Raw genomic sequence first — 26477 nt, 5'->3', positions numbered from 1 at the left:
GAAAGGAAAAAGACATGGAGGATAAAATGAAAATAAAAAAAATTATTACATTATTAATAGCTGCAATTATGGTGTTCACATTGGGAGCATGCGGAAAAACTTCAAATAGTAATGCCGGGGAAAAAGAGGCAAATAGTGAGTCAAATAACGATACGGCCAAAGCCATACATATAAATTTACCGGAAAGCTGGAAATTTGAATCGTTCTATACAATCATAACTCCTGCCAATTCCTCAAGCGGATATGGAATAACCTATTATTTAACAAGCTTTTATGACACGCTTGTACAATATGATGAAAATGGAAAGCTCACCGGTTCGCTGGCAGAAAAGTGGTCGGTCAGCGAGGATGGAAAAGTATATACCTTCAATATCAGAAAAGGAATCAAATTTTCCGACGGTTCTGATCTGACCGCCGAAGATGTGGCGAAATCCCTCAAGGCCTCCCCTGTAAATCTGGGGCAATACAACGGTTCCTACGGGAAACTTTCAACTATTATACAGGATGTAAAAGCAACTGACGACCATACTGTCGAACTGTATTTGACACAGCCTTATTACAGTACGCTGCGGGATCTGTGCCTGGCAAATCCTTTTGGCATTGTTTCAGGTGAACAGTTAAATGACGATTTGACCGTAAAAGGCAGTTTTAGTACGGCGACCTATGGCACAGGTCCATATATGTACCAGGGGGATGGGGACGGACAGACATACAATTTTGTGAAAAATCCTTACTATTGGGGGGAAGCACCCCAGGTGGACAGTTTCTCCATCAAGGTGCTTGCCGACAATGACGCCAAAATTCTAGCTCTGAAAAACGGAGAAATTGATTTTATTTCTGGCATTTCAAAGATTTCTTCCGAAAGTTACGAAGAAATGAAAAATTCCGGAAGCTTTGGAGCAAAAGCAGATGACAACGCAACACAAACCTATTATATAGGCTATAACTTAAGCGATACGGTTTTCGGGGATAAGACTGTCAGAGAAGCCATTTCCATGGCAATAGATAAACAAAATATAGTGGATAACATATATGGAGGGCTTTATGAAAAAGCAGATACTTTTTTCTCAAAGGTATTGCCATATTGTGATGTTGAACAGACAGTATACGATTTTGATTTAGACAAGGCAAAAGCACTGCTGGATAAGGCAGGGTACAAAGATAACGACGGAGACGGCATCAGAGAAAAAAATGGAAGTAAAATGGCTGCAGATTTCTTGTATCAGACAGGCTCGGCATCTGATGACAACATGGTGGTTTATATTTGTGATCAATTAAAAAAAATAGGAATTCAACTGACACCGAAATCTGCTCCCATGATGGACTGGTATGCAATGATAACAGGCGGAAAATATGGTTTGACAGTTTTTAAAACACAGGGAGGATATTATGACCCGTCCAATGTTATCAGCAATATAGACCCGGCAATGTCAATGGACCCTATAATGTCTCAAATTTCGGGCTTTTTGCCGGGTAAGGCGCAGCTGATCAGTGAAGTGAATTCTGCGACCGATGAAAAGAGAATTCAGGATATATACAATACAATATTAACTGCCATGGCTGACAATTGCCTGAATACTCCCATTTATTATACTCACCAGGTAGTTTTGTACAATGACAAAATTGCAGATTATGAATTTACACGGGACGCAAATTTCACAGCAATCCAGAATATAAAGAGGCGGTAGTAACATGAAACGAGTGGGAATTCTGGGAGGTACGGGAGAGATAGGAAAGAGAACGGTAAATATTTTAAAAAATGAATACTCTCTTATGGCATCCTATTATACCAGATACCGTGAATCAGAAGAAAATTGTGTGTTTGTTAAAATAGATATTTCTAATTCTGAAGAGATAAGGCAGTTTTGTGAACAGTGCGACATTATTGTAAACTGTGCAGGAGCATCATATTTGAATGGGGAGAAAGTGGCCAGAATTTCCGCTGATCTCCGCATTCCTTATGTAGACCCCTCGGGAGAAGCATTTTTGGAAGAGAAAATATCCGATATAGAGAATAATAATATTTTTGTTTTATCCGGCGGATATTTTCCCGGGATGAGCGGATTACTAATGCGCCATATCTGTGAAGCTTTTAACAAACCGGAAAAAATCTGCGGGTTGAGTGTCAGTGAAGAAACACCAAGCCAATCTGCAATTGAAGACTTTATCCTGACAAACCTGTCGGGCTTCGGGGTGGCCATGAGCTGCTATGATAACGGAAAAATAAAAAAGGATGAAAGTGAGATATTTGAGATTATAAAAAATAAAGGATATAAATTTCAAAATTATCTCACGGTTGAAACAGAGAGGATAGCCAGAAAGTATTCTCTCCAGAAGGCAAATTGGTACAACTCCTCCTTTGGGGATGAAATAATACGAAAGCTGCAGGAAGCGGTTATAAAACTGAAATCGGGAGGTGACGGATATAAGGAGATTGTCAGGGAAGTAATAAAAATATTCGGAAAAAATGTAAAAAGCAATGAACAATTCACTTATATTAAAATTGAAGGCCAGGGCATTACCGGCAATAGAAGAATTGTTAAAAAGGCTGAAATGACAAGTGATTGCAGCAGTGAAATAAGTGCAATAATAGCAGCTTATGCGGTAAAATCCGTTCTGGCTTCAAATTTAAACAATGGAATTTATTATGCAATGGATATTATCAACAGTGAAACCTTGATTGAAGACCTGTCGGGTTTAAATGCAAGGTTGACTATTTGTGATGTGGAGGAGAGGAGGCTTGAAGATGAGTATGAAGAAGGGGCAGTCTAAGCTGCATATTATGGGAGACAGCTGCAGGAAGAAGGTAATGCTTATTCACGGAGTCGGGTTTTATTGGGAAACCTGCTTTGAGCGCATTGTAAATGATCTGAAGGATAATTTTTGTTTGCTGATACCCGAACTGGAGGGGCATTGCCATGAACCCGAGGAATATATGGTTTCTGTACATGCAAGTGCAAACAATATCATTCATTCATTGCTGCAAAGCCATTTCAGAGAAATAGACGCTGTTTACGGTATTTCTCTGGGAGCAAGCATAGCATTGGAAATTGCCTTGCAAAACAAATTAAGCATCTCAAATTTGATTTTGGACAGCGGCCAATATGAGTCCATGGGAGAAATGACGGAGCAATTTTCCACAGTAATGACCGGTGAATTTAAAAAGCTTATCAACGGCGAACATTTAATCTCTCCTGTCAAAGAAAATATGGGATACCTGTCAAATAATGATGTTGAGGTTTTGCAGCCGCTGATCTTTCCGGACATTACCCAAGAAGCTCTGTACAAGGCATTTCTGGCTGCCTACAGCTATGATATAAGGGAGAGAAGCGAAAGATTGGGAATGCGGGTTGGGATTATGCTGGGAGGGAATGAGATTTATGCCAAAAGCTCCATACCCCTGGTGGAGCGCATATGCCTGAACACACCCGAGATAAATGAATTTCCGAATAAAGGCCATGCCGAGGTCCTAAGCAGGGAGCCTCAATTGATTTCCCAGTTGATCAGCAGATATTTGACCGGATTGTAAAGTAAGTTTTCTGTCTTGTTTGTCATCAACCATAGCTGTATAATGATTAAAACAGTGTTTTAACAGGAGAGGTTAGTTTGAAAGACTTCGCCAACGCTCGTCTTCCAAACTAACCTGTGAACCTATGGCCGTGCGAAATATTCAAAGTATTTACAATACTTTGAAAGCGAACATGGCCAATTAACCTCCTTTATTCGCTACATTGCGATAAAGGATATAGGTTTTCATTACATTTTGTGGCCACAGATGTGGCTCATGGAGGTTAATATGGCTTTATGGGTTGAAGAAGCAACGGAAAATATTATTGCAGCTGCAAAAGAGGAGTTCTTAAAGTATGGCTTTATAGATGCTTCCTTAAGAAGAATTGCAGATAAGGCAAACACAAGTCCGCGTTCCATTTATACCAGGTTTTCGGATAAGGAGGAATTATTTACTCATTTTGTAAAGGAACATGCGGATTATTTCCTGGCCGGTATGGAGAAGTATTTAAAGAATTTCTCGGCATCACCAAAAGAAGAACAGATGGAAGGCAGAAAAGAAAATTCAAGTAATTTCGCTTTTACTTTGCTGGATTACATTTATGACAACTTTGATGCCTTTTATATGATTGTCTGTTGCTCGAAAGGAACGGTTTATGAAAACTTCATAGAGCAGATTGCAGCTCTGGAAACAGAGCATACACAAAAATATCTCATTGCCATTGATTCAGAAATAAGAGATTTGCCCAAGGTTACGGCAGAATTCATCCATATGATGAGCCGTTCGTTCTTTGACGGTTTTTTTGAGACGGTCAGACATGGATTTGACCGGGAAAAGGCCAGAGAGCATATAGAAAAGCTTATTTTATTTCACAATGGGGGCTGGGAAAAGTTTTTGATTTAGAGACTTTTTAAATTAACTTATTGTTCTAGTTAATTTGGCTCTAAACTTTGATGTTAAACAGTTATATTAATTATACCGGTACGCGAGTACAACTTCAAGCAATGGTGAGCACGGTAAAAGTGCTTGCTGAAATTTGTAGGTGAAAAACAAGGATTTTAGCCGGCAAAGTGATAGGATGTCACTTTGAGCAGCACGCGAGACCCGGATGGTCGAGTCGCTGCGGCGGCAGTTAATACTTGTTGTGAACCGTACTATTTCAAGTAAGCGCTTTGTGTGCCATCATTGATTGAAGTTAGTATGGAAGTACCAGTATGGTCAGTAACAATTTATAGGAGAAAGAAGGTTTTGATATGAAACAAGGAAACGATAGAATAAAACGGCTCCTTAGTTTTTGTGGGCGAAGCCGTTGGATGCTCACACTGTCCCGCATTTTATCAGGCATCAGTGCACTTTTTATTCTTATTCCGTTTCTGTGTGTATATTTTGCAGCCAGAGAGCTGATCGCCGTTTTTTCCGGGAGTGCCCTGGATAACGGCCAGCTGCTCCGGTGGGGAATATATGCGTTGGTTTTTGAGTTTGTGGGATTGGCAATTTATTTTATTGCCTTGCTATGTTCCCATGTTGTTGCCTTTAGAACCGAAAAGAATCTAAAAATGGCGGCGCTGACACATTTGGCAAGGATGCCCATGGGCTATTTCGACACAAATCCCAGCGGCAAGCTGAGGAAGATCATTGATGACAACAGTTTTCAGACACAGACTTTTATTGCCCATCAGCTTCCTGACCTGGTAGGAGCATATGTGACCATGGCCGCCAGCGTTATTTTGATGCTGGTCTTTGACTGGAGGGTTGGTTTGCCTTTGCTGCTGCTGTTCGGGATTGGCTTTTTCCTACAGGGTTCTTTAATCGGTAAGGAAAGCATGGAGTTTATGAAAACCTATCAGGATTCTCTGGAAACAATGAATCATGAAGCGGTGGAGTATATACGCGGCATTTCGGTTGTCAAAGTATTCGGTCAGACAGTGCAGTCTTTTACGAAATTCAATGGGGCAATTAAATCCTACCGGGATTATGCACTTGCCTATACCATGTCCTGCCGGAAAGGGATGGTGGCGTTTACGTCTGTTATCAACTCGGGCTTTCTCGTGCTGGTACCGGCGGCTCTCATTATCGGGGCTTTGTCAACAAACCTGGCAGGCTTTATGCAGAGTTTTATTTTCTACCTTATTTTTTCTCCCGCTTGTGCTGTTATGCTGAATAAAATCATGTATATGACCAGTTACAAAATGCAGGCCGAGGAGTCCATGCGGAGAATTGATATGATTCTGACTGCACAGCCGCAAACTGAGACAGAAAGCCCCAGGACTGCAAATGCACATGATGTATCCTTTGAGGACGTTACTTTCACTTACGAAAACATAGATAAGCCTGCAGTAGCCCATCTCAGCTTTAAAGCAAAAGCCGGAACCACAACCGCATTGGTTGGTCATTCCGGATCGGGTAAGAGTACGGCAGCCAGTCTGATTCCCCGCTTTTATGATGTGCTGGAAGGGGCTGTCAAAATCGGGGGAGTGGATGTGAGAGATTTGTCTCATGGGGATCTTATGAAAAAAGTAGCTTTCGTATTCCAGGACCCCAAGCTGTTTAAGGATACACTGTTGGCAAATATCCGTGCGGCCCGTCCCAAGGCTACAAGGGAAGAAGCGCTCAAAGCAGCACATCTTGCCCAATGTGATGATATTCTGGAGAAATTTCCGCAAGGAATTGATACTGTGGTTGGAAGCAAAGGGGTCTATTTATCAGGAGGAGAGGTCCAGAGGATTGCCATAGCAAGAGCCATTTTGAAAGATGCCCCCATAGTGATACTGGATGAGGCAACGGCATTTGCCGACCCCGAAAACGAATACCAGATTCAGAGGGCATTTGAGGGCCTTGTAAAGGGAAAAACAGTCATTATGATTGCCCACCGACTGTCCGCGGTACAGGATGCGGACCAGATACTTGTAATGAAGCAGGGGCATTTGGCAGAAAGCGGAACACATGATGAGCTGCTGAAATGTGGCAACGAGTACGCACGCATGTGGGATAACTATAAGAAAACTACAAAGTGGCATATAGGAAATGAGGTGAAAGTATGCTGAAACGTGCATTTGCACTTAGTGACCAGGGTTCCAGGGATTTGAACAAGGGAATTGCTGCCGCCACCTTACATAACCTTTGTCTGATGTTTCCGGTGGGGCTGCTCATGCTGATTGTAATGGAACTACTGGACATTATTTCAGGGGAGAAGGCAGTGGCCGGAAAAGCCGTACCATTATATTGCATTGCAGCAATCGTATTGTTTGCAGCAGTATTTGCTTCCCAGTGGCTGCAATACAATAAAACCTATACCGTGGCATATGAGGAAAGTGCAAACAGGAGAATCGTACTGGCAGAAAAACTGCGCAAATTACCTCTAGCCTTTTTTGGAAAAAAGAACATCGCGGATTTGACGGCCACTATCATGGGAGACTGTACCGCTCTTGAACGCACTTTTTCCAATGCCATTCCGATGCTGTTCGGCACTATCTTTATGTTTATTATCACTTCTGTGGGACTGCTTATTTTTGACTGGAGAATGGGACTTTGCATTGTTATTCCGGTACCGGTTGCCGCACTGGTGATTTTATTGGCCCGGAAGGCCCAGGAGAAAGCCGAACTGGCCAATCTGGATGCCAAAAGAGTTGCTTATGACGGAGTTCAGGAATATCTGGATACAATACAGGAACTGAAATCTTCCTCCAGAGAGGCAGAATACCTGGAAGGTCTGGAACAGAGGCTGGAAAACGTAGTACGCTGTTCTTTCAAAAATGAAATGGCACCTGGGGCCTCCACCACCGCCGCCCAATTCTTATTGCGATTCGGATTGGTTGCAGTTCTCCTCGTGGGAGGTTACCTTGTAGCAATTGGGGAATTATCTGTTCCGGTGTTCATTCTGTTTCTCATAATTGCCGGAAGGATTTATGATCCCTTCAACAGCTGCTTCATGCTTTTGGCCGAAGTATTTTCCGCGCAGGTCAGCATCAAACGGATGAAAGCTATAGATGCAACACCTGAGCAGACAGGCTCTACCATATGTAATAACAAGGGGTATGATATTGAATTCAAGGATGTGGTTTTCTCTTATAATGAGGAACCGGTGCTGAACGGTATCTCCTTTACAGCAAAACAGGGAGAGGTAACAGCCCTGGTCGGGCCGTCGGGCAGCGGAAAATCCACGGCCTCCAAACTGGCGGCGCGGTTCTGGGATACCGACTCCGGTAAAATAACACTTGGAGGAGTGGAGGTGGCCGGTGTGGAACCGGAAACCCTGCTGAAAAACTTCTCTGTGGTTTTCCAGGATGTGCTGCTGTTTGATGATACGGTAATGGAAAATATACGGCTAGGCCGCCGGGATGCCACCGATGAAGAAGTAAAGGCCGCAGCCCGGGCCGCACAGTGTGAGGAATTCATCAACCGTCTGCCTCAGGGCTACCAGACGAATATCGGTGAAAATGGAAGCTCCCTGTCGGGCGGTGAAAGACAGCGCATTTCCATAGCCCGGGCACTGCTGAAAGATGCTCCGGTCATTCTGCTTGATGAGGCCACCGCATCTATGGATGCCGAAAGTGAGACCCTGGTGCAGGAAGCATTGTCTGCGCTGCTGGGAAAGAAAACCGTGATGGTCATTGCCCACAGGATGAGGACAGTTGCCAATGCCGATAAGATCGTGGTTCTGGATAAGGGTCTTGTCAGCGAACAGGGTACGCCTGCCGAGCTTATGGCAAAGGGCGGGCTATATGCCCGTATGGTGGAACTTCAACGGGAATTAACGCGTGATGCCGGATGAAATCCAGTTTTGCTTTATAAAATGACTTACTGGAATCAACTGGTATGCGAAGACAATTTCATGAAATGGCCGCACGGTTAAAAACAATTACCGCAATTGTTTTGGGTGCGGCTTCATTTTATGAAGTTAGTGCGGGAGTTACCAGTTGATATAAAAATTATACAGGTAAAGCAAAAATTAAATTAACCGGCACCATGCATTAATTTGATTTTTGAAAGCGAGGTTATTTATGAGAAAATATTATGAAAAAAACATCCCAAATGAGAGCCGGAATACAGTCTACGAGACTGCTGCCCATTTATGCAGCGGTGAAGAGGACAATGTTTATTTATATGAAAACAATGATTGTGTCTCTGTGGGCGCAGGGATATATAGTGAGATAATAGTTACCGCAGAAGAGATTGTTATTAAAAGGAAGAGCGCCGGACAGAGCATAAAGGTATCTGATCTCTGCCGGGACCTCGATAATTTATTCAAATCCTTAGAGGTTGATTCCTGGAGAGCATATGGAATTGCAAACTTCGGCCTGGCAAGATACATATATGGTCTTGACGTTGGAACCGAAACAGGGGAGCTTCTTCATTTGATCATACCGGACAGGGAATATAGAATCGATAAGGAAACAATCCTGCTGCGGGCTTTGAATGAGGACGATTTAAAAACCATGGAGAAAAACATATCCAATGTATTTCTAAACGGTGTAAGAGAAGAAAATGTTACGTTTTATAATGGGAAAGAAGTATTGATATTTGACGAAGAATATTATAAGAATATCGTTGGACTGGCTGTGAAAGAGATAGAAAATAAAGAATACCAGAAAGTCATCCTGTCCAGAAAAATTCCGGTGCACAGCAGATTGGATATGCTGCAGACTTACATGCACGGAAGACACAAAAACACTCCGGCAAGGTCATACTTTTACAGCTTTCCCAATTTAGAGGTGACGGGCTTCAGCCCCGAAACCATTGCTGAAGTGGATGCTTCCGGTACTGTTTATACCTTTCCTCTTGCAGGAACCAGGGCTTTGACCGAAGATTCAAAAATAAATAAAAATTTAAAAAAAGAATTACTGCAAGATCCAAAGGAAATAGCCGAACATGCCATTTCGGTAAAGCTGGCTGATGAAGAGCTGGAACAGGTGTGTGTGCCGGGTTCGGTAGCGGTAACTGAGTTTATGTCGGTTATGGAACGTGGAACGGTACAGCATTTGGGTTCCAGATTAAGAGGAAAGCTCAGGGCGGAGTACAATCCATGGCATGCATTTTTCAAGCTGTTTCCGGCTGTTACTGCTTCAGGAATCCCTAAAAAAGAAGCAATTGAAGCAATTGGAAGGATTGAAAAGGATGCACGTGATTTATACAGCGGCGGTGTGCTGACCTATGATAGCAATGGAACCCTGGACGCAGCGCTGGTATTGAGAAGCATATTTCAGAATGAGGAAGAGACCTGGGTCAGGGTAGGAGCCGGAATTGTTGAAATGTCAAATCCCGAAAGGGAGCTGGCGGAAACCCGGGAAAAGATCAGCAGTATTGCAGGACAATTGGTTGAAGAACAGCAGCGATATATACAACTATCTGTCTGATTGGATTGAAAGTAAACACATCGGAGCTGAGAAAATTAATTAAAGCGTTTATAATAATATATGGTTAGCTATCGCTAACCATTCTCGGCAATATGAGATTTATAAGAGATTGGGGGATTTACGTGGAAAGTGTATTAACAGATCAAAAAGAAAAACAAAAACAATTCATATTAACAGGTAATATGTGGAAAGTCATGGTTGATTTATCCTGGCCTGCAGTAGTTGCCATGGTGTTGTATGGAATGAATTCCATGCTGGATGTTTTTTTTGTAGGAAGATATGTGGGTGAAACTGCATTGGCAGGGGTGTCGGTTGCCTATCCGCTGTCTCAGATCAGCGTGGGCTTTGGATCTTTGCTGGGAACTGGTGCGGGAGCCGTACTGAGCATTGCACTGGGAGCCAGGGATATGAATACCCAGAAAAAGCTCCTGGGCAATCTCAACCTGCTCTCCCTTGCAGTGACGGCAGTGTACATCGTATTAGGGCTGCTCTTCTCAAGCCAGATGCTGCAAATGATGGGTGCCAGAGGGCAGGAACTTATATTGGGAGACAGCTATTTCAGGATTACCATTCTAGGTTCTTTCTTCTGGATATACGGACTTGCCGGTAACATGATCGTAAGGGCCGAAGGCCGCATGAAAATGGCCGCTGTCATGATGGGAGCAGGGCTTCTTGTGGATGTGGCCGCCAAGTATCTTCTGGTTGTCATATTCCCTCTGGGTGTGGAAGGCGCGGCATGGGCCTCAAATATAGGAATGCTGGCTTATACGGTCATCGGTTGGTTCTATTTTGGAAGAGGCCGTGCATCCTTCAGGTCCAAATTGATTTCCATACGCTGGGATAAGGAGATTGGAACCTCTATCCTGAGGCTGGGCATGTCGGCCTTTATTATGAGTGTAATGAGCCTGGTCCAGTCGGTATTTGTATTTAACGCATTGGCTAAATACGGAACAACGGCGGATATTGCTTTTTATGGCGTTGTATACCGGGTGTTCACTTTTCTGCTGACGCCCATATTTGGCTTGATGCGTGCACTTCAGCCGGCTATTGGCATCAACTATGGCGCAAAGCAGTATGACAGGGTCATTGGAGCCTATAAACTGTTTGCGGTTGCGGCTCTGGTGCTGACGCTTCCGTTCTGGCTGTTGTCCATGGCGGCACCGGGACTGGTTCTTAGTGTGATGATGAAAGTTCAGGATTTCACCGGGACCCAGTTGATGAGCTTCCGTATTTATATGGCAATTCTTCCTCTCCTGTCATTTATTTTTATGGCAATGACGCTATTTCCTTCGATAGATAAAGGAAAGCCTGCGGCGCTGATAGGCATAGCGAGACAGCTTGTTTTCTATGTGCCGGTCATGCTGCTGGTGCCTATTTGGTTGGGTGTTGCAGGTATTTACTACGGATCATTTGCCATTGATGCTGTTATAGTAATCTGGACAATGCTCATGGTGAAAAAGGAATTTCATTCTCTGCGGCAGCGCAATGCGTGATCAGGTTCCTGTGTTTTCAACGCCGGGCGAGGGCTGTCTTTTTTGAGACAGCCTTTATTCATTCAAAGTGGGAGCTTCAAGCTGAGGATTACAGTTGTGAAGCCTGGCTGCCATTATAAAGTATAGATAAAAACAAATTTCTGTGTAAAAGTAAGTCTTTTATGGTATACTATAATTTCAAAACTATTGAAGGGATGAAATTAATGGCAGAATTTTGTAAATGTGGATCCGTTATGATAAACGGAAATTGTACCAACAAAAAATGCAGCAATAAAACAGTTAAGGCAGCAGCTCCCGCAAAGAGCAGCAAAACCGTCGGTACCAAAATAATTAAGACGGATGCAGTTGAAAAAACTGCGGCAAAAGTTACCAAGGTGCCCAGAGCGTCAAAGTGTATAACTTACCATATCAGCGAACTACCTATAAATGAACAACCAAAATAAAAAAATGTAAAAGCTGTTCAGATACATAGTATCATCATATTACAGCTATAAAAAAGTATAAAGGCAAAAAACAACGTTAACTTTTGAGAACGTTGTTTTTTTGCCTGTTTTTATTGTCAAACAGTATGATTTTTTAATTTCGGCTTTGTTCTAGATATATTTGGCATGGATAAATAGGCTGGCACATTCACATAATTAATTTATTAACAAATATGGCAAGAGGCGGTACAAAATGAGTATTTTTACGGCAATGAGAAAATTATTCATATATTCGGAACCTAAAATTCATAACCTTGGATTTGAGCTTTTGGAAGGCGATGACGAAGGGGCTCTTCAGCCTCCGGATCAAACTCGGGCAAATCAAGCGAAGCAGGATGCTCAAAATAGCGGACTTAATAATAATGAGATGAGCAAGGGAAATAAAAATGCTATAAAGCCTCTTGGAGTCAGCGAGTGGAATAAAAGCAGAAAAGGTGATGGCGAAAATCAGAAATTAAACCCGAGCCAGACTCAAAACAAAAACCAGGCGCAAAATGATACTATTTCAAATGATTTGAGCTACAGTCTAAATGTGCTGAAAGAGAAATTCGGATTACCCAAAAATGAAGATATTGTCTTCCGAAAATTCAAAATCGGTAAAAAGCTGGATTGTTTTATGATTTATGTGGAAGGGATGATTGATAAGAGTTCAATAAATCTGTCAATGCTTCCCACACTTATGTCAAAAGATATTTTAGAAGATATGGGAAAGCAATCTCCTGTCGATTTTTTGATAGAGACTGTCATACCTGTTCACAATCTAAAGAAAGAGAGCTTATACGGTGAATGCATCAAGCAGGTATTGAGCGGAGCCAGTGTGCTGTTTGTAGAAGGCTGTACCGAATGTATTGTCATGGAAACCAGAGGATATGAAAAAAGAAGTGTCGAATCCCCCAAGACTGAAATGGTTGTAATGGGTGCACAGGAAGCCTTTACCGAAAATTTGCGCACAAACCTTACCCTTGTAAGAAGAATTCTGAAAACTCAAAAGCTTGTAACTGAATTGATTCCCGCAGGCGATATTAATAATACAATGTGCGCGATATTATATCTGGACGGGGTTGCAAGTCCCAGAGTAGTACAGGAAGTAATAAAACGTATAAAAAGTATAAAAACAGATTTGATAATCGGAAGCGGAATGGTGGAACAATTTATTGAAGATAGGCCACTGATGCTGTTTCCGCAAGTTCTCTCAACTGAAAGGCCTGACAGAACCGCTTCATTCATCATGGATGGGCAGGTTGTAATAATAACTGAGGGAGCACCATTTTCAATGGCTGTTCCAGTGACGTTTTTCAGATTGCTTCACACTTCGGAGGACTCTTTTACACGCTGGCCCTTTGGAACCTTTTTAAGACTGCTGAGGCTGTTCGGGCTTTTTTGCGCAACACTGCTTCCCGGCCTGTATGTGGCAATGGTGATGTTTCACCCTGAAATGCTTCCTACAGAACTGCTTGCCTCAATTGTCAAATCCAAGGAATTGGTTCCTTTTCCGACTTTGCTGGAAGTTCTTATAATGGAAATAGCTTTTGAGCTGATAAGGGAAGGAGGAATAAGGATTCCAAGTATTATCGGTCAAACTCTGGGTATAGTCGGGGCACTTATCTTGGGACAGGCTGACAGTGTCGGCCGGCCTGGTAAGCCCCATGCTTGTGATAATCGTTTCGGTCACGGCATTGGGAAGTTTCGCTATCCCAAATTACAGCATGGGTCTTGCTATAAGAATAGAGAGATTCTTTTTTATAATTGCAGGCGCCTTTTTGGGCTTTTTTGGAATAGCTTTTGTCATATTTACTTTAGGGTGCATTACCTGCAGTATGAAGTCTTTTGGTATTCCTTTCCTGACGCCTGTGGCACCTAAGACCAAGGCTAATCCTGATGTAGTTTTAAGGACACCCATATGGATGCAGGATAAGCGTCCTGACCCATTTCAGACTGCCAACCGGCAAAAACAGGGAAAGAATGTAAAAAACTGGGCGCTTAAAGAAGAACCGAAACAAAAGGATGATAACAGCAATGGGAATAAATGAAGGTAAATTTGGTGTCCAGGAGGCTGTAAGTCTTGCTGCAATTTCCATGAGCACAAAAATATTTTTTACAAGTCCTGCTTTCCTGACAAATTACGTTGGCAATGCAGGCTGGCAGATGACAATTATTTCCGCTATTATTTCAATAATAGTGTTCAGTTTTGTTTATATATTGCTGAAAAGGTTTCCAGGTAAAGATATTATTCAAATATATGATATTTCTTTTGGAAGACTAATAGGTTTTATTTTCTCATTTGTATTTGCAGCAGCTTTCCTGGAATCAGCAGCTATGCTTTTGCGGGAGTTCGTGGATGTTATCAAGGTATATGTATACAGAGAGACCCCACCGGACATTCTGATATGGACAGTGGTTATTGCTGCAGTGCTCTCTTCTTTTTTAGGTCTGGAAACACTGGCCAGAATATCAAAATTAACGGCTTATATAATGCTTGTTACCTATTTTATCTTACTGCTGCTTGCAATACCACAGTATAATCCTACGAATTTATTCCCGTTTTTTGGTTATGGTATAGATAAAACTTTAATTCATGGAATACGGCGAAGTTCTGCTTATGGGGAGGTAATGATATTAACAGTATTTGCGGGTTCACTTCAAGGAACAGGATATATTAAGAAAGCAGGGTTTATATCATTAGTATTTTCCTGTTTGATATTAACACTTGGTTTATTGGCTTTCAGTATGGCATATCCGTATGAAACTACCCAGGAATTAATCGCACCGGTTTATGTTCTGGCAAGAGGAATCAAGTATGGCACTTTTTTCCAGAGATTGGATCCCATTTTTTTATTCTTATGGATTTTTGCTTCACACATTGCTATTTCAATTCTTTTTTACTGCGCAGTCAGCTGCTATTCCAAAATATTCAGATTGTCTGATTTGAGACCTCTTATTGGACCCATGGCGGTCCTCTTATATACTTTGGCAATGCTGCCCAGGGATTTTGCAAGTGTAATTGAGGGAAATGTCCATGCCCTAAGGGAATATGGCTGGGTCATTTTTTATGTATTGCCGTTGATTACACTTATAGTTGCCGTAATTAGAAAAAAGAAAGGAGGTACTCAAAATGCGTAGAATCCTGGCATTAATACTGATACTATCCTGTCTTCCTGCCTTGACAGCCTGTTATGATGCACTGGAAGTTGATGATTGGGCATATGTCTATACCATGGGAGTTGATAAGGGTATTTCCAATAAACTTCGTATAACCGTTCAACTTCCGACCATGAAAAGTTCGGGGGGCGGGATAGAGGGGGGAGGACAGAGTTCCACAGGATCGGAAAACAAGGATTTTGTTGTAATATCTCTGGACTGTCCGACCTTCTACACAGGAGTTAATATGATAAACTCTTCTTTATCAAGAAAAATAAACTATAGTCACTCTAAATATTTTGTTGTTTCGGAGGATATTGCGAAGGAGGGTATGGGAAATCTGATGAGTGCTTTTGTACGGGACAGACAAATAAGAAGAACCATGCATATGATAGTCGTCAAGGGTAAAACCAGTGATTTCATTAAAGAAATAAATCCGGTTCTGGGCACTGCTTTGTCCAAAACTCAGGAAGGTATGATGAATATGGAAAAAGTCAACGGCTTTTTTGACGACAACGATTTAGGCAGCTTCATTGACGACATAAAATCCCATAAGATACAGCCTGTTTCTGTTCTTGCAGCAATAAATGATTTTTCAAACTATAAAAAGGAGGGGCAGCCTACCGATGAGATCAAATCGGCCGGCGATTATTACGCAGGTGAATTGCCAAGAAATGACGGCAATAAAACGGAATATCTGGGAACTGCCATTTTTAATGCGGGCAAAATGGTCGGTGAGTTTAATGGTGATGAGACCCGTGCCTTACTGATGATAAAAGGCGAATACGAGACAGGATCTTATGTAATTCATGATCCTTACAACTCAAAATTGCTGGATACTATTATTGTAAGTCAGCAGAAAAAACCCGATATAAAAATTGATTTTAAAAAAGAAGGAAAGCCTGACATAGAGGTTAAGGTTTTTCTTGAAGGAGAAATTCAGGCTCTTCAAAGTACCGTAAACTATGAGAGTATGGAATACAAACCCATTTTGGAGAACAAAGTGGAGGCCTTTTTAAAGGAACAGATCGATAAAAGCATAAGTAAAGCGCTAGCTCTGAATAGTGACGTATTTGGTTTTGGGGAAAAGGCAAGTATGAAGTTTTCAACAATCCAGGATTGGGAAGAATACAAGTGGCTTGAAAAGTTTAAGGATTCCAGTGTTAAAACGGAAGTACAATTTGTAATCCGCAGGACAGGTACACTTATAAAAACCAATCCAACAAAGGATGGTAAGCAATGAAATATCTACTTCTGGTGGTTTTAATTCTTGTTTCCATATATCCGTTAAGTTACGCGGTATACAACATAAAGCACAATAAAATATATCCGGCCATTGGTTGTATTCTCCTGATTATAATATCCTTCGGTATTTCAATTTACAGAGCTTTTTTCACATAGAATTAAAAACATCGGCAACCTTTAAATTGTAAAGGTTGCCGATGTTTTTACAGGGTTGGTGCATTTCAGCATATACTTAATTGATAAGCCGGCAGATGTAAGATATAATTAAAGAAAAAAAGGGGATTATTATGGATTATAGAGAACGTTTTCTTGAAATATATAATACTTGCATACATCGTGAAGGCTCCGACAAACTGTTGGAATATCTTTTATCCAAATCAAGCGACTATTTTACGGCACCTGCCAGTACAAGATTCCATGGGGCCTACGAGGGTGGTCTTGTTGAGCATAGCTTAAATGTTTACGAGTGTCTGAAGGATTACCTGGCGAGAGAAAGGGTACACAGTGTCTACAGGCTGGATTATGATGAGGAAAGTATTGCAATTGTTGCTCTGCTTCATGACCTGTGCAAGATTAATTGCTATAAGGCAGGGACCAGGAATGTAAAGGACGAAAATGGTATCTGGCAGAGTGTTCCTACATATGAGTACGATGACAGACTGCCCTATGGGCATGGTGAAAAATCCGTATACATTATTACCGGTTTTATGAAGCTGACAAGGGAGGAAGCATTTGCAATAAGATATCATATGGGATTCTCAGGTGTTGAGGATAAGAGAAATGTAGGAGATGCATTTGAACAGTTTCCTTTGTCGTTTGCCTTAAACACTGCCGATATGGAAGCTACATACTTTTTGGAAGGAAAGAAGAAATAAATATGTTTTTGTTGATTGAATATTTAAAGAGTTAATTAATAATAATTAATATAAAAGATTTTTTATTAAGCCACAAACTCGACACATTAAAATATACTCAAAAATAGAAAAGGACAGGAAGTATGCTTTTGTGAAAATCAATCATATAACAACAGATTTAAATAATAAAAGAGAAAAGCTTTTGGAAAAAACTAAAAATTATCTATTAAATCATAAGCTCACGGGCAAGCTGGGTGAACTTCATACAAAGCCAAAGCTTGCTGAAGGAGTAGGAAAAATAGGGTTGATACTGCATCTGTATAGATTTTTTCTATTTTACCCGCTGGCGATAATTTACATGGAAATAGTATTCAAAATATCTGTATTTGAAACCCTGTTTAACTCCGGCCTATTCTATATGATTTTATTTTCAACCTCTGCCGGACTCTTACTCTACATATTATCCACATTTTTCAAACGCAGGGTAAACAGAATAATATCCATTATAATTACTGCTTCCATCACATTAATATACATTGTGCAGGTGGTATACTATCAGGTTTTTACCACTTTCTTTGCATTGTTCTCTATAAATGGCGCCGGACAGGTTTTACAGTTCTGGAGGGAAATACTCAATGCAATAGGCAAGAATATTATTCCCATACTGTTTCTGCTGGTTCCGCTAATATTTATAAGCGCGTTCGGCAATAAACTTATTCCGGCAGATAAAACTGCCTGGAGTATGAGGGGGATAATTGCATCCGCTGTACTATTTATCCAGATAATTGCTACCCTGGCGGTATACAGTGCAAACAACGGGGAGCTTAGCACCAGATTCCTTTATTCTGAAGCCATAATACCAGATTTGTCTGTTACCAGATTTGGTATGCTTACCACTACAAGACTTGATGTGAAACACCTGATCTTTGGGTTTCAATCTGCAGAGGAGGGGTTACCGGAAGAGGAGAGTTTTGATGCCGCAGATGAAACAGATTCCTCCGAAAGGGGTGAAATGGCTCTTTCCACTGATAATCAGGTTAATAATCCAGCAATGGACAGTTTGGAGGACAAGGACCAAAATACCGATCAAAATACAGCTCAGAACGCGGTGCGGTCAAATCCGCAGAAAGCAGAGAATGCTTATAATGTAATGGATATTGATTTTGACGGACTTATTGCCGGTGAGACCGATCCGGAAATACAGTCAATGCACAGGTATTTCAAAAAGGTAGAACCGACCAGGAAGAATGAATATACCGGCATGTACAAGGGGAAGAACCTTATATTCATAACAGCTGAAGGTTTTTCACCCTATGCTGTCAAAAAGGAGCTGACGCCTACTTTATATAAAATGCAGCAGGAGGGCTTCAGGTTTACGGATTTTTATACACCTATCTGGGGAGTGAGTACTTCCGACGGAGAATATGTTGCATGCAATTCACTTGTGCCCAAATCAGGTGTCTGGAGTTTCTATGTATCAGGCAGAAACTATATGCCCTTCTGCATGGGGAATCAGCTTAAAAAACTGGGATATGGCACTAAAGCCTACCATGATCACACATATACTTACTACCGCAGGGACGTGTCACATCCCAATATGGGCTATGACTTTAAAGCTGTAGGAAATGGACTTGACGTAAAAAAAACCTGGCCCGAATCGGATGTGGAAATGATAGAGAAGACCACCGATGAATATCTGGGTGCGGCACCATTTCATACCTATTACATGACTGTCAGCGGTCATCTCCAGTACAGCTTCGGAGGAAATGCCATGGCCAGCAAAAACAAAGAGCTTGTCAAAGGCCTTCCCTATTCGGAGCATGTGAAGGCATACCTGGCCTGCCAGATTGAATTGGACCGGGCTATGGGAGAATTGATTTCCAGACTTGAAAAGGCAGGGGTGGCTGAGGATACACTCATAGCTATCAGCCCGGATCATTATCCTTACGGCCTTACCCTGGATGAAATAGGAGAACTGGCGGGACACAAGGTAGAAGAAAATTTCGAGCTTTACAGGGGTATATTCCTATTGTGGTCAAAGGGCATGACTCCTGTTCAAATTGACAAACCCTGCTCCAGTATGGATATACTGCCAACATTGTCAAACCTCATGGGGGTGGAGTACGATTCGAGACTGCTTATGGGCAGGGACATTCTGTCGGATGCTTCGCCGCTGGTTATCTTCTCCAATTGGAGCTGGCTTACAGATAAAGCCAGGTATAATTCCAAGCTGAGAAAGTTGATTCCGGCTGATGGAGAGTCTGAAGCCACAATAACCAAAGAATATAAAACTGCAATAGCAAAACAGGTTAACGGCAGATTTACCTATTCAACAAATATTCTGGACAAAAACTATTATGCGGAAGTCTTTAAAGAAAGATAAATGCAGTTCCCGTAAAGCTGGTAAAATAGGTGTTGTGCTCATAAGATTAGCTTGACAAACCAGGCTCTTTGATGCTATATTTTTTACAAGTAGAGACGAGAAGAGCTTAGATGAGATTAGACGAGATGAGACAAAGGGTAAAAATTTATCCACCATGGCGGCATATAAAATGCTGCTTGTTAATTTAGGCATATTATTAAGAATTTAATTGAACTGCTTAAGTTGACATTATTTTGAAAATTACTTCAAACCTCTACTAATATTTATTTGTGGAGGTTTTTTATATGGAAACAGCTCAGAAAAGAGTAGTCGTAAAGGAAAAGAAAGCAGGCCTTTCAATTTCAGACATTATTCTGGTAGGTGTATTGCTTGCAGTAGGTGCAGTTCTTAAATTCTTTGTAGGTTCATTATTTTCAGCCGGCATGAAGCCAAATTTTATTATCGCCATGTATTGTCTTGCAATTCTGCTGATCAAACCGAGATTTATTGAAGCAATTATAATCGGAATTATAGCAGGTGCTATCTGTCAGGTATTCCCCGGAACTCCCTACATCAACCTGATCAGTGAGCCTGTGGGTGCAATTGTAATGGCCGTACTGGTATATTTACCTCTTCAGATCGGAAAATTTTCACTCAAACCGATAGTTGGTACATTTTTCAGTACTCTGGCAAGCGGTATGGCTTTTATAGGGATTCTCTATGCGGCATTTTATACCGGTGCTAATGTGAAGACCATGCCAATCGGCGTATTTCTTGTAATCGTTCTGGGAACTGCTGTTGTAAATTCAATAATTGTGCAGGTACTTTATATACCATTAAAACTGGCATTGGGACGTGGCAGGGATGATTGATACACGGCAGTTTAATCATTCATTGCTCCAGCTCAATGGAAATGGAGAAAAGAATGATTGAATTCAAAAATTTTTCGTTTAAATATAAAAACGGAGAAAAAAACGCATTAAGCGGAATTAATCTCAAACTAAACAAGGGTGATTTCGTAGGGGTGATAGGGAATAGCGGAGCAGGTAAATCCACTTTTACCTATGCCGTAAACGGGGTCATTCCCCATCATTTCGAAGGAGATTTTTTCGGTGAGGTTATTGTAAAAGGGATTGATACCGTCGAATCTTCTCCTTCAGAGCTTGCTTTAAGCGTTGGCAGCGTTTTTCAGGATATTGACGGTCAGATGGTTTCCTCGGTTGTTGAAGATGAGCTCCTGTTTGGGCTTGAAAATTTTGGTGTACCCCATGAGGAAATTGAGGCAAGGATCACGGATATATTGGAAATGGTGGGAATTGAGGATTTAAGGTATAGGAATATCAGTACATTGAGCGGAGGGCAAAAGCAAAAGGTAGCTATATGTGCCGTTGTTTCATTGATGCCTGATATACTTGTCCTGGACGAGCCGACGGCAGAGCTGGACCCCCAAAGCAGTCACCAGATTTTCAGTATGCTCAGGATGCTTAACGAGAAGATGGGAATTACCATTATAGTTGTTGAACAGAAGATAATGCTTTTAAGTGAGTTCTCAAAACGACTGCTTATATTTAATGAAGGAAGTATATACCTTGACGGTTCTCCGCAGGAGGTTTTGAAGGACACTTACAAACTGCAGGATATCGGGGTCAACTGTCCAAGGGTTGCATCCCTCGCCAATGCCCTGGCTGAAAGGAAGCTATATGAGGGTGAAGTTCCCGTTAATATAGATGATGCCGAGGTAATGGTCAGAAACATAATAAAATGACGGAGGTTAAGATTGATAGAATTCAGCAATGTCTGTTTTGCTTATGATAAAAATAATATACTTGAGAACATAAACTTTACCATAAACGATGGAGAGTTTATTGCCATAGTGGGGCGCAACGGTGCAGGAAAAACCACCTTGATGAAGCTTTTCAACGGCCTTCTGAAGCCTACTTCAGGTACTGTAACGGTTGAGGGGCTGGATACAAGGATTGCCAGAACCAGTGAACTGGCCGGGCATGTGGGATTTCTCTTCCAGAATCCTGACAGGCAGATCTGCCAGAATACGGTAAAGGCTGAAATAGAATTCGGATTAAAGTGCATTCTTACAGATAAGAATGAGATTGAGAAAAGATGCATGGCCACAATGGAAAGCTTTGGTTTCGAAGGGGATAAGGATCCTTTTTCACTGAGCCGGGGAGAGCGGCAAAAGGTAGCACTTGCTTCAGTTCTAGCGTTATCGCCTAAAATAATGGTCCTGGATGAACCAACTACCGGATTGGACTATAAGGAATGCATGCAGATCATGGAAGTGATTAAGGCTTTGAATAGCCGTGGAACAACTGTTGTAATGGTTTGCCATGATATGGAACTGGTAACCGATTTTGCGCAGCGGGTTCTGGTCATAGGTGACGGCGGAGTGCTGGCTGACGATGTGTGCAAAAACGTGATGTCAAATGATACTGTTCTGAGGAGGACCTCCCTTGCTCCGCCGCAGATAGCCCAACTGGCCATAAGGCTTGGGGAAGCTTTTAACGGCATACTGACAGTTGATGAGATGGCCGAAAGAATTGAGGAAATGGCCAATTAACCTCCTTTATTCGCCTTATAGCGGATAGAGGAGTGGAGATTTTATTACTATTTTGTGGCCGCGCTATGTGGCTCATGGAGGCTGATATGAAAGGAATGCTGGAGTACTCCCAGGGGGATACTGTTATACATAGACTGAATCCGTTGACAAAAATGCTGCTGGCATTCCTGCTGTGCCTGAGCAGTTTTGTCAGCAGCCATATATTGATGGCCGTTGGCATCATAATTATAAATATCATTGTTGCCGGAATGGCAGGCATAGCAAATAAAGCATTTTCACTCTTAAAAACTTTATTGAAAATAGGTTTAATACTATTTTTACTTCAAATATTTTTTATACGGACGGGCAATGTTATACTGGATTTGCCCCTTAATCTTTATATAACCGATACCGGCTTGAATTTCTCGGTACTGCTTGTGCTAAGACTTGTAGGAGCCACAATGCCGCTGGTGCTCATGCTTACGGTTACAAAAATGAGTGATTTGACCAATGTTTTTGTTCAGAAGCTCCATATTCCTTATAAATATACTTTTGCCTTCATAACTGCACTCAGATTTATACCTATTTTTGAAAACGAGATGAACGGTATTATTGAAGCACAGACCGCCAGAGGGGTTGAATTTGATACAAAGAACCCCCTGAAAAAATTAAAGCTGGTACTGCCCTTATGCGTACCCCTTTTGATCTCGTCGGTTAAGAGGATCGAAGGGAGTGCCATATCAGCCGAGCTCAGAGGATTTAACGTCAGGCAGAAGAACAGCGGCTATAAAAAATATAATTTCAGCGGAAGGGATTATATTGCAATGACAGCTTCAATCGTAACACTGATTGTAAGTTCGTTTGTGGCATAGCTGCACCTACCAGGACTTTTCAGGGTCAAAGCCTTTTATTTGTACTATTTCAAGTAATGGGCTTTTTGCTATGTCTTCCGGTGTAACAAGTATTCCCCTGTTGCTGTCCAGATTGTAGCCATAGCTGTTAAAGGCCTGCCATATTAATTGGGAGCAGTTTGCACTTTTAGGGATTATGCCGCATTGGTATTTTGAAGCAAAAATACTGTATTTTAAGCCTGTCAAGCTGTTTTCGGAGTATTTCACTATATTCTCAATTACTTTTTCATCAGCATTTTTAAGCCTCAGGACTTTTAAAGTGGGATAGTACCGCCATTTGGATATATCCTGTTTCATGCTGATGGTTCCCGGCTCCAGGGACTCCAAAGTTATACCCTTTTCAGCGTCTGTAACAATACCGCAGTGCCCGTGCCTCCAAAAGAGTGTCTGTGTTGATTTTGTCATAAGAATATCACCATTTTTCAAGGGGGCAAACCCAAAGTTATCGGACTTGTCCAGGTTATTTATTACAAGTGTTTCCTGGCTGGTAAACAGGTTTAATTTCTCGGTAAACAACTGATTCCTTGTATAGTAGCTTTGCTGGAAAGCAATTATCTCAGCTTTTCCGCCACTTTGCCTTATGAGGTCGTCGACAGCAGGCCGTCCCAGTCCCGTTTGCCTCAGCAGCTGTGCGTAATCAGTCCCGGTAAGTGAAGCCCTGTCCAGTAGCTGGGAGAGCTCGGCCCTTGAGGCGGTTGGATAATAAACGATATTGTAATTATTGGCCAATATAAAAAAACAATAAAAATTTATAAATAAAGTGCCAAGACTTATAAATATTTTCATTTTCGTACTAAGTTTTTTCAAAAAAATGCTCCTTATCAATTGTATAAATTTAGCAATTTTATTATTTGCATAAAAAGAGAGGTTAATTCATAATTTTTCAGACAAATTTATTGGATACTCTGTATAATAGTTGTACGAAATTTATTAAAGCCGGCGGTTTATGGAGGAATTGTTTATGAAAAGAAATACAAGTTTTGCAGGGTTACTGCTTATAGCAGCAGGTGTTATAGTATTGCTGCTAAGGGTATTGTTTGGAATCAAATTATTTGAGTTTAATACACGGGATTTTTGGGTATTTTTTGTCTTACTTGTGGGCCTTTCCTTTGAGTTTGCTTTCTTCCTGACAGGTTCAAAACCGGGCTTGCTGGTTCCAGGCGGAATAATTACCACAATAGGTTTGTTATTTATGTTTGAAGTTGCAACGAATTGGCATTTTGCAGCATATACCTGGCCGGTATACATTCTTTCTGTTGCAGTCGGCCTGTTTCAAATGCACATTTTTTCCAGGAGGGAAAAAGGCTTGCTTATTGCGAGTCTGATAATCGGGGGAATTGCAGCATTCTTTATGGTCTGCATGCTGTTCAGCAGGGTAACGTCAATTATCAGACCAGAGATATTTATTCCCATTGCTTTGATCGCAGGTGGAATAGCCATGTTCTGCAGCGGCAGATCAAGAAAAACACAATATTAGAAAACCTGGACACCGGAGGTTTGTAACATCTGAATTCAAACAGGCCATCAGGTTGCGGCTGATGTTTTGCTATGGTATATTATAGTTAAAACGTCAGCCTTTTTATGTCCGGAAAAGAATAAATTTTTAATACGGCTTTGTTCTTGTCCGGGAAGTCCCGGGAGGTGTATTAATGGAATGGAGAAAACTGAGAGAACAGCAGGAAGATATGCTGAGTCCCTTTGCCGCAAGGAGTATAAATTCTTTTGGGAGACTTGTCCCCGAGGAAAAATGTCCTATCAGAACAGATTATGAAAGGGACGGGAACAGGATTCTATATTCTATGGAATTCAGAAGACTCAGGCATAAAACCCAGGTTTTTTTTAATGCAAAAAATGATCATATCTGCACACGGATGGAGCATGTTTTAAACGTGGGGTCCATTGCCGTTACAATAGCGAGAACTCTAAACCTGAATCAGGATCTTACTTACGCCATCGCATTGGGCCATGACCTGGGCCATGCACCTTTTGGCCACAGCGGCGAGCGTGTTCTTAATAAATGCATGCAAAAAATTGACAGTTCAATGGGCTTCCAACATGAGCTGCACAGCTTAAGAGTGGTTGAAAAGCTTGCTACACGCATATCGAAAGAGAAAATAAATGATTATTGCGGGCTTAACCTGACATTTGAAGTAAAGGACGGAATTGTTTCGCACTGCGGAGAAAATTATAATGAATATATTCTGACACGGGATCTGGATAAAACCCCTGAAACACTGCATAATATAAAGAACCACGGTGCGCTGCCTTTCACACTTGAGGCTTGTGTTGTCCGGCTTGTAGATAAAATTGCCTATGTGGGCAGGGATATTGAGGATGCTGTAAGGGTTAAAATGATGGATATGCAGGACATTCCCGGAGACATCAGAAATGAACTGGGGCACAGTAACGGAGAGATTATAAATACACTTGTGTGTGACCTGGTAGAAAACAGCTACGGTAAAGACTGCATACAGCTCAGTCCTTCCAAGGGAGAGGCGCTTAAAAAGCTTATTAACGAAAATGTAAGGCTCATATATAAGGCTGATAAGATAACAAGATATGAAAAAATAGCGGAAAATACCCTTGAAGGCTTGTTTGACAACCTGCTGCAAAGTGTTCCGGATATTGAAAAGCTGCAGTCCAGCGATACAAAAGTGTACCGTATGTTTTATAACTTTATAACGGATAAATGCTATGACGAGAATGAAAGCGATGCCCAAAAGGTTATAGATTTTATTGCAGGTATGACCGACTCTTTTGCGCAGAGCTGTTTTGAAGAAATTTACTGGATGTAAATGGAATGCTGAAAATTAAATACTTTTCATTTTCAGCGTTCTCCATAGAAAAACTAACGTTTTAAAGGAGTTTATTATGGATAAGGAAAATTTTCATTTTTTTGCGTTCCTGTCGAGAATGAAATACATAAACAGATGGGGTTTGATGAGGAATACTTATACTGAAAACATTCAGGAGCACAGTCTTCAGGTAGCCATTATCGCCCACGGGCTGGCTGTTATCAGAAATACATATTACAATGGTGAGATAAATCCGGAAAGAGTTGCCATTCTTGCAATGTTTCACGACTGCAATGAAATAATAACCGGTGATATGCCCACTCCCATAAAGTACTACAACCCTCAGATAAGCAGGATTTACAAGGATATTGAGGATATATCCAAAGAAAAAATCATATCAATGCTTCCGGAGGAAATGGCTGACGAATACTATTCGCTTTTTTTCAAAAATCCTGATGATATGGAATGCTGGAAGCTTGTAAAAGCGGCAGACCGGATTGCGGCATATATAAAATGCATTGAAGAGGTGAAAGCGGGTAATAATGAATTTAAAAAGGCAAGTGAGACCATTTTGAACACAATTGCCGAGATTGAACTGGAGGAAGTAAAATACTTTATGGATAGGTTTGTTCCAAGCTTTAACCTTTCTCTTGACGAAATTGATTGAAGTAACCGTTGTGCCAATTTAATGTCTTGTTTGGTATTTAAGTAGTTCAACTGGTACGCGAGGATAATTTCATAAATTAGTGAAATTTTTATTAATTGACAAAAAAAGTATATCT

22 protein-coding genes and 1 pseudogene are annotated in these 26477 nt (G+C 41.3%); 22 read left to right on the top strand and 1 reads right to left on the bottom strand.

Annotated elements, in window-relative coordinates; genetic code table 11:
* The first annotated feature begins 26 nt into the window (after positions 1–26).
* The 19 genes and pseudogenes from CTER_RS05440 to CTER_RS05355 all read left to right on the top strand — a co-directional run bounded on the left by CTER_RS05440 (position 27) and on the right by CTER_RS05355 (position 22861).
* Positions 27–1688 (top strand): nickel ABC transporter substrate-binding protein, encoded by a 1662-nt coding sequence (locus CTER_RS05440; protein ID WP_004624205.1) that lies wholly within the window; start codon positions 27–29, stop codon positions 1686–1688.
* A gap of 4 nt (positions 1689–1692) precedes the next feature.
* Positions 1693–2772, top strand: coding sequence for an NAD-dependent epimerase/dehydratase family protein (locus tag CTER_RS05435; RefSeq protein ID WP_004624214.1), 1080 nt, complete (start codon positions 1693–1695; stop codon positions 2770–2772).
* Positions 2747–3529, top strand: coding sequence for an alpha/beta fold hydrolase (locus CTER_RS05430; protein WP_004624046.1), 783 nt, complete (start codon positions 2747–2749; stop codon positions 3527–3529). Before CTER_RS05435 ends, CTER_RS05430 begins: the two co-directional genes overlap by 26 nt.
* Before the next feature lie 267 nt (positions 3530–3796).
* A complete protein-coding gene (locus CTER_RS05425; RefSeq protein ID WP_004624229.1) occupies positions 3797–4411 on the top strand; it encodes a TetR/AcrR family transcriptional regulator in 615 nt (204 codons plus the stop codon).
* A 350-nt stretch (positions 4412–4761) separates the two neighbouring features.
* Positions 4762–6552 (top strand): ABC transporter ATP-binding protein, encoded by a 1791-nt coding sequence (locus tag CTER_RS05420; protein WP_004624053.1) that lies wholly within the window; start codon positions 4762–4764, stop codon positions 6550–6552.
* Positions 6546–8279 (top strand): ABC transporter ATP-binding protein, encoded by a 1734-nt coding sequence (locus tag CTER_RS05415; protein ID WP_004624101.1) that lies wholly within the window; start codon positions 6546–6548, stop codon positions 8277–8279. Before CTER_RS05420 ends, CTER_RS05415 begins: the two co-directional genes overlap by 7 nt.
* 229 nt (positions 8280–8508) lie before the next feature.
* Positions 8509–9861: a salicylate synthase gene (locus CTER_RS05410; protein WP_004624220.1), complete on the top strand. Its 1353-nt coding sequence runs from the start codon at positions 8509–8511 to the stop codon at positions 9859–9861.
* 122 nt (positions 9862–9983) lie between these two features.
* Complete coding sequence (locus CTER_RS05405) at positions 9984–11354, top strand: MATE family efflux transporter (protein WP_004624237.1); 1371 nt, start codon at positions 9984–9986, stop codon at positions 11352–11354.
* A gap of 233 nt (positions 11355–11587) precedes the next feature.
* A complete protein-coding gene (locus CTER_RS05400) occupies positions 11588–11797 on the top strand; it encodes a hypothetical protein (protein WP_004624157.1) in 210 nt (69 codons plus the stop codon).
* Positions 11798–12029: 232 nt separating this feature from the next.
* Positions 12030–13442: pseudogene (locus CTER_RS05395) on the top strand (spore germination protein); the annotation flags it as partial.
* A gap of 40 nt (positions 13443–13482) precedes the next feature.
* Entirely contained in the window at positions 13483–13866 is a 384-nt protein-coding gene (locus tag CTER_RS29035) for a spore germination protein (RefSeq protein WP_083908923.1), read from the top strand.
* A complete protein-coding gene (locus tag CTER_RS05390) occupies positions 13853–14956 on the top strand; it encodes a GerAB/ArcD/ProY family transporter (protein ID WP_004624279.1) in 1104 nt (367 codons plus the stop codon). The genes CTER_RS29035 and CTER_RS05390 overlap by 14 nt, the downstream gene beginning before the upstream one ends.
* Positions 14949–16217 carry a Ger(x)C family spore germination protein gene (locus tag CTER_RS05385; RefSeq protein ID WP_004624230.1) on the top strand — a complete coding sequence of 423 codons (1269 nt, stop codon included), beginning with the start codon at positions 14949–14951 and terminating at the stop codon, positions 16215–16217. Before CTER_RS05390 ends, CTER_RS05385 begins: the two co-directional genes overlap by 8 nt.
* A gap of 289 nt (positions 16218–16506) precedes the next feature.
* Positions 16507–17094 carry an HD domain-containing protein gene (locus CTER_RS05380; RefSeq protein ID WP_004624105.1) on the top strand — a complete coding sequence of 196 codons (588 nt, stop codon included), beginning with the start codon at positions 16507–16509 and terminating at the stop codon, positions 17092–17094.
* 130 nt (positions 17095–17224) lie between these two features.
* Positions 17225–19456 (top strand): LTA synthase family protein, encoded by a 2232-nt coding sequence (locus tag CTER_RS05375; protein ID WP_004624207.1) that lies wholly within the window; start codon positions 17225–17227, stop codon positions 19454–19456.
* 284 nt (positions 19457–19740) lie between these two features.
* Positions 19741–20307, top strand: coding sequence for a tryptophan transporter (locus CTER_RS05370; protein ID WP_004624078.1), 567 nt, complete (start codon positions 19741–19743; stop codon positions 20305–20307).
* Positions 20308–20360: 53 nt separating this feature from the next.
* Positions 20361–21200 (top strand): energy-coupling factor ABC transporter ATP-binding protein, encoded by an 840-nt coding sequence (locus CTER_RS05365; RefSeq protein ID WP_004624060.1) that lies wholly within the window; start codon positions 20361–20363, stop codon positions 21198–21200.
* A gap of 12 nt (positions 21201–21212) precedes the next feature.
* Positions 21213–22010 (top strand): energy-coupling factor ABC transporter ATP-binding protein, encoded by a 798-nt coding sequence (locus CTER_RS05360; protein WP_004624258.1) that lies wholly within the window; start codon positions 21213–21215, stop codon positions 22008–22010.
* 86 nt (positions 22011–22096) lie between these two features.
* Positions 22097–22861 (top strand): energy-coupling factor transporter transmembrane component T family protein, encoded by a 765-nt coding sequence (locus tag CTER_RS05355; protein WP_004624224.1) that lies wholly within the window; start codon positions 22097–22099, stop codon positions 22859–22861.
* A 6-nt stretch (positions 22862–22867) separates the two neighbouring features.
* Here CTER_RS05355 and CTER_RS05350 read toward each other — a convergent pair whose 3' ends face one another.
* On the bottom strand, positions 22868–23707 hold the full coding sequence (locus CTER_RS05350; protein WP_004624222.1) for a hypothetical protein: 840 nt from the start codon (positions 23705–23707) through the stop codon (positions 22868–22870).
* A gap of 154 nt (positions 23708–23861) precedes the next feature.
* On the opposite strand from CTER_RS05350, the gene CTER_RS05345 reads away from it, so the two are divergent.
* From CTER_RS05345 to yfbR, 3 genes are all read left to right on the top strand, one after another.
* Positions 23862–24377 (top strand): hypothetical protein, encoded by a 516-nt coding sequence (locus CTER_RS05345; protein ID WP_004624255.1) that lies wholly within the window; start codon positions 23862–23864, stop codon positions 24375–24377.
* A gap of 172 nt (positions 24378–24549) precedes the next feature.
* Positions 24550–25695: an HD domain-containing protein gene (locus CTER_RS05340; RefSeq protein ID WP_004624063.1), complete on the top strand. Its 1146-nt coding sequence runs from the start codon at positions 24550–24552 to the stop codon at positions 25693–25695.
* A 76-nt stretch (positions 25696–25771) separates the two neighbouring features.
* The gene (gene yfbR / locus CTER_RS05335) at positions 25772–26362 is read left to right on the top strand and encodes a 5'-deoxynucleotidase (protein WP_004624292.1); all 591 of its coding nucleotides are present in this window, start codon (positions 25772–25774) and stop codon (positions 26360–26362) included.
* Positions 26363–26477 lie beyond the last annotated feature (115 nt).

Origin of the sequence: Ruminiclostridium cellobioparum subsp. termitidis CT1112 (assembly GCF_000350485.1) — a bacterium.
Taxonomy (GTDB): Bacteria; Bacillota; Clostridia; order Acetivibrionales; family DSM-1351; genus Ruminiclostridium; species Ruminiclostridium termitidis.
This window is presented reverse-complemented; position numbering and strand designations above follow the sequence as displayed.

Excerpts from the sequence above, each read along its gene's own strand:
- CTER_RS05370 (WP_004624078.1), top strand. The coding sequence starts at position 19,741 with ATGGAAACAGCTCAGAAAAGAGTAGTCGTAAAGGAAAAGAAAGCAGGC.
- CTER_RS05345 (WP_004624255.1), top strand. The coding sequence starts at position 23,862 with ATGAAAAGAAATACAAGTTTTGCAGGGTTACTGCTTATAGCAGCAGGT.
- CTER_RS05385 (WP_004624230.1), top strand. The coding sequence starts at position 14,949 with ATGCGTAGAATCCTGGCATTAATACTGATACTATCCTGTCTTCCTGCC.
- CTER_RS05430 (WP_004624046.1), top strand. The coding sequence starts at position 2,747 with ATGAGTATGAAGAAGGGGCAGTCTAAGCTGCATATTATGGGAGACAGC.
- CTER_RS05435 (WP_004624214.1), top strand. The coding sequence starts at position 1,693 with ATGAAACGAGTGGGAATTCTGGGAGGTACGGGAGAGATAGGAAAGAGA.
- CTER_RS05340 (WP_004624063.1), top strand. The coding sequence starts at position 24,550 with ATGGAATGGAGAAAACTGAGAGAACAGCAGGAAGATATGCTGAGTCCC.
- CTER_RS05380 (WP_004624105.1), top strand. The coding sequence starts at position 16,507 with ATGGATTATAGAGAACGTTTTCTTGAAATATATAATACTTGCATACAT.
- CTER_RS05355 (WP_004624224.1), top strand. The coding sequence starts at position 22,097 with ATGAAAGGAATGCTGGAGTACTCCCAGGGGGATACTGTTATACATAGA.
- yfbR (WP_004624292.1), top strand. The coding sequence starts at position 25,772 with ATGGATAAGGAAAATTTTCATTTTTTTGCGTTCCTGTCGAGAATGAAA.
- CTER_RS05365 (WP_004624060.1), top strand. The coding sequence starts at position 20,361 with ATGATTGAATTCAAAAATTTTTCGTTTAAATATAAAAACGGAGAAAAA.
- CTER_RS05390 (WP_004624279.1), top strand. The coding sequence starts at position 13,853 with ATGGGAATAAATGAAGGTAAATTTGGTGTCCAGGAGGCTGTAAGTCTT.
- CTER_RS05415 (WP_004624101.1), top strand. The coding sequence starts at position 6,546 with ATGCTGAAACGTGCATTTGCACTTAGTGACCAGGGTTCCAGGGATTTG.
- CTER_RS05440 (WP_004624205.1), top strand. The coding sequence starts at position 27 with ATGAAAATAAAAAAAATTATTACATTATTAATAGCTGCAATTATGGTG.
- CTER_RS05410 (WP_004624220.1), top strand. The coding sequence starts at position 8,509 with ATGAGAAAATATTATGAAAAAAACATCCCAAATGAGAGCCGGAATACA.
- CTER_RS29035 (WP_083908923.1), top strand. The coding sequence starts at position 13,483 with ATGCTTGTGATAATCGTTTCGGTCACGGCATTGGGAAGTTTCGCTATC.
- CTER_RS05400 (WP_004624157.1), top strand. The coding sequence starts at position 11,588 with ATGATAAACGGAAATTGTACCAACAAAAAATGCAGCAATAAAACAGTT.
- CTER_RS05420 (WP_004624053.1), top strand. The coding sequence starts at position 4,762 with ATGAAACAAGGAAACGATAGAATAAAACGGCTCCTTAGTTTTTGTGGG.
- CTER_RS05425 (WP_004624229.1), top strand. The coding sequence starts at position 3,797 with ATGGCTTTATGGGTTGAAGAAGCAACGGAAAATATTATTGCAGCTGCA.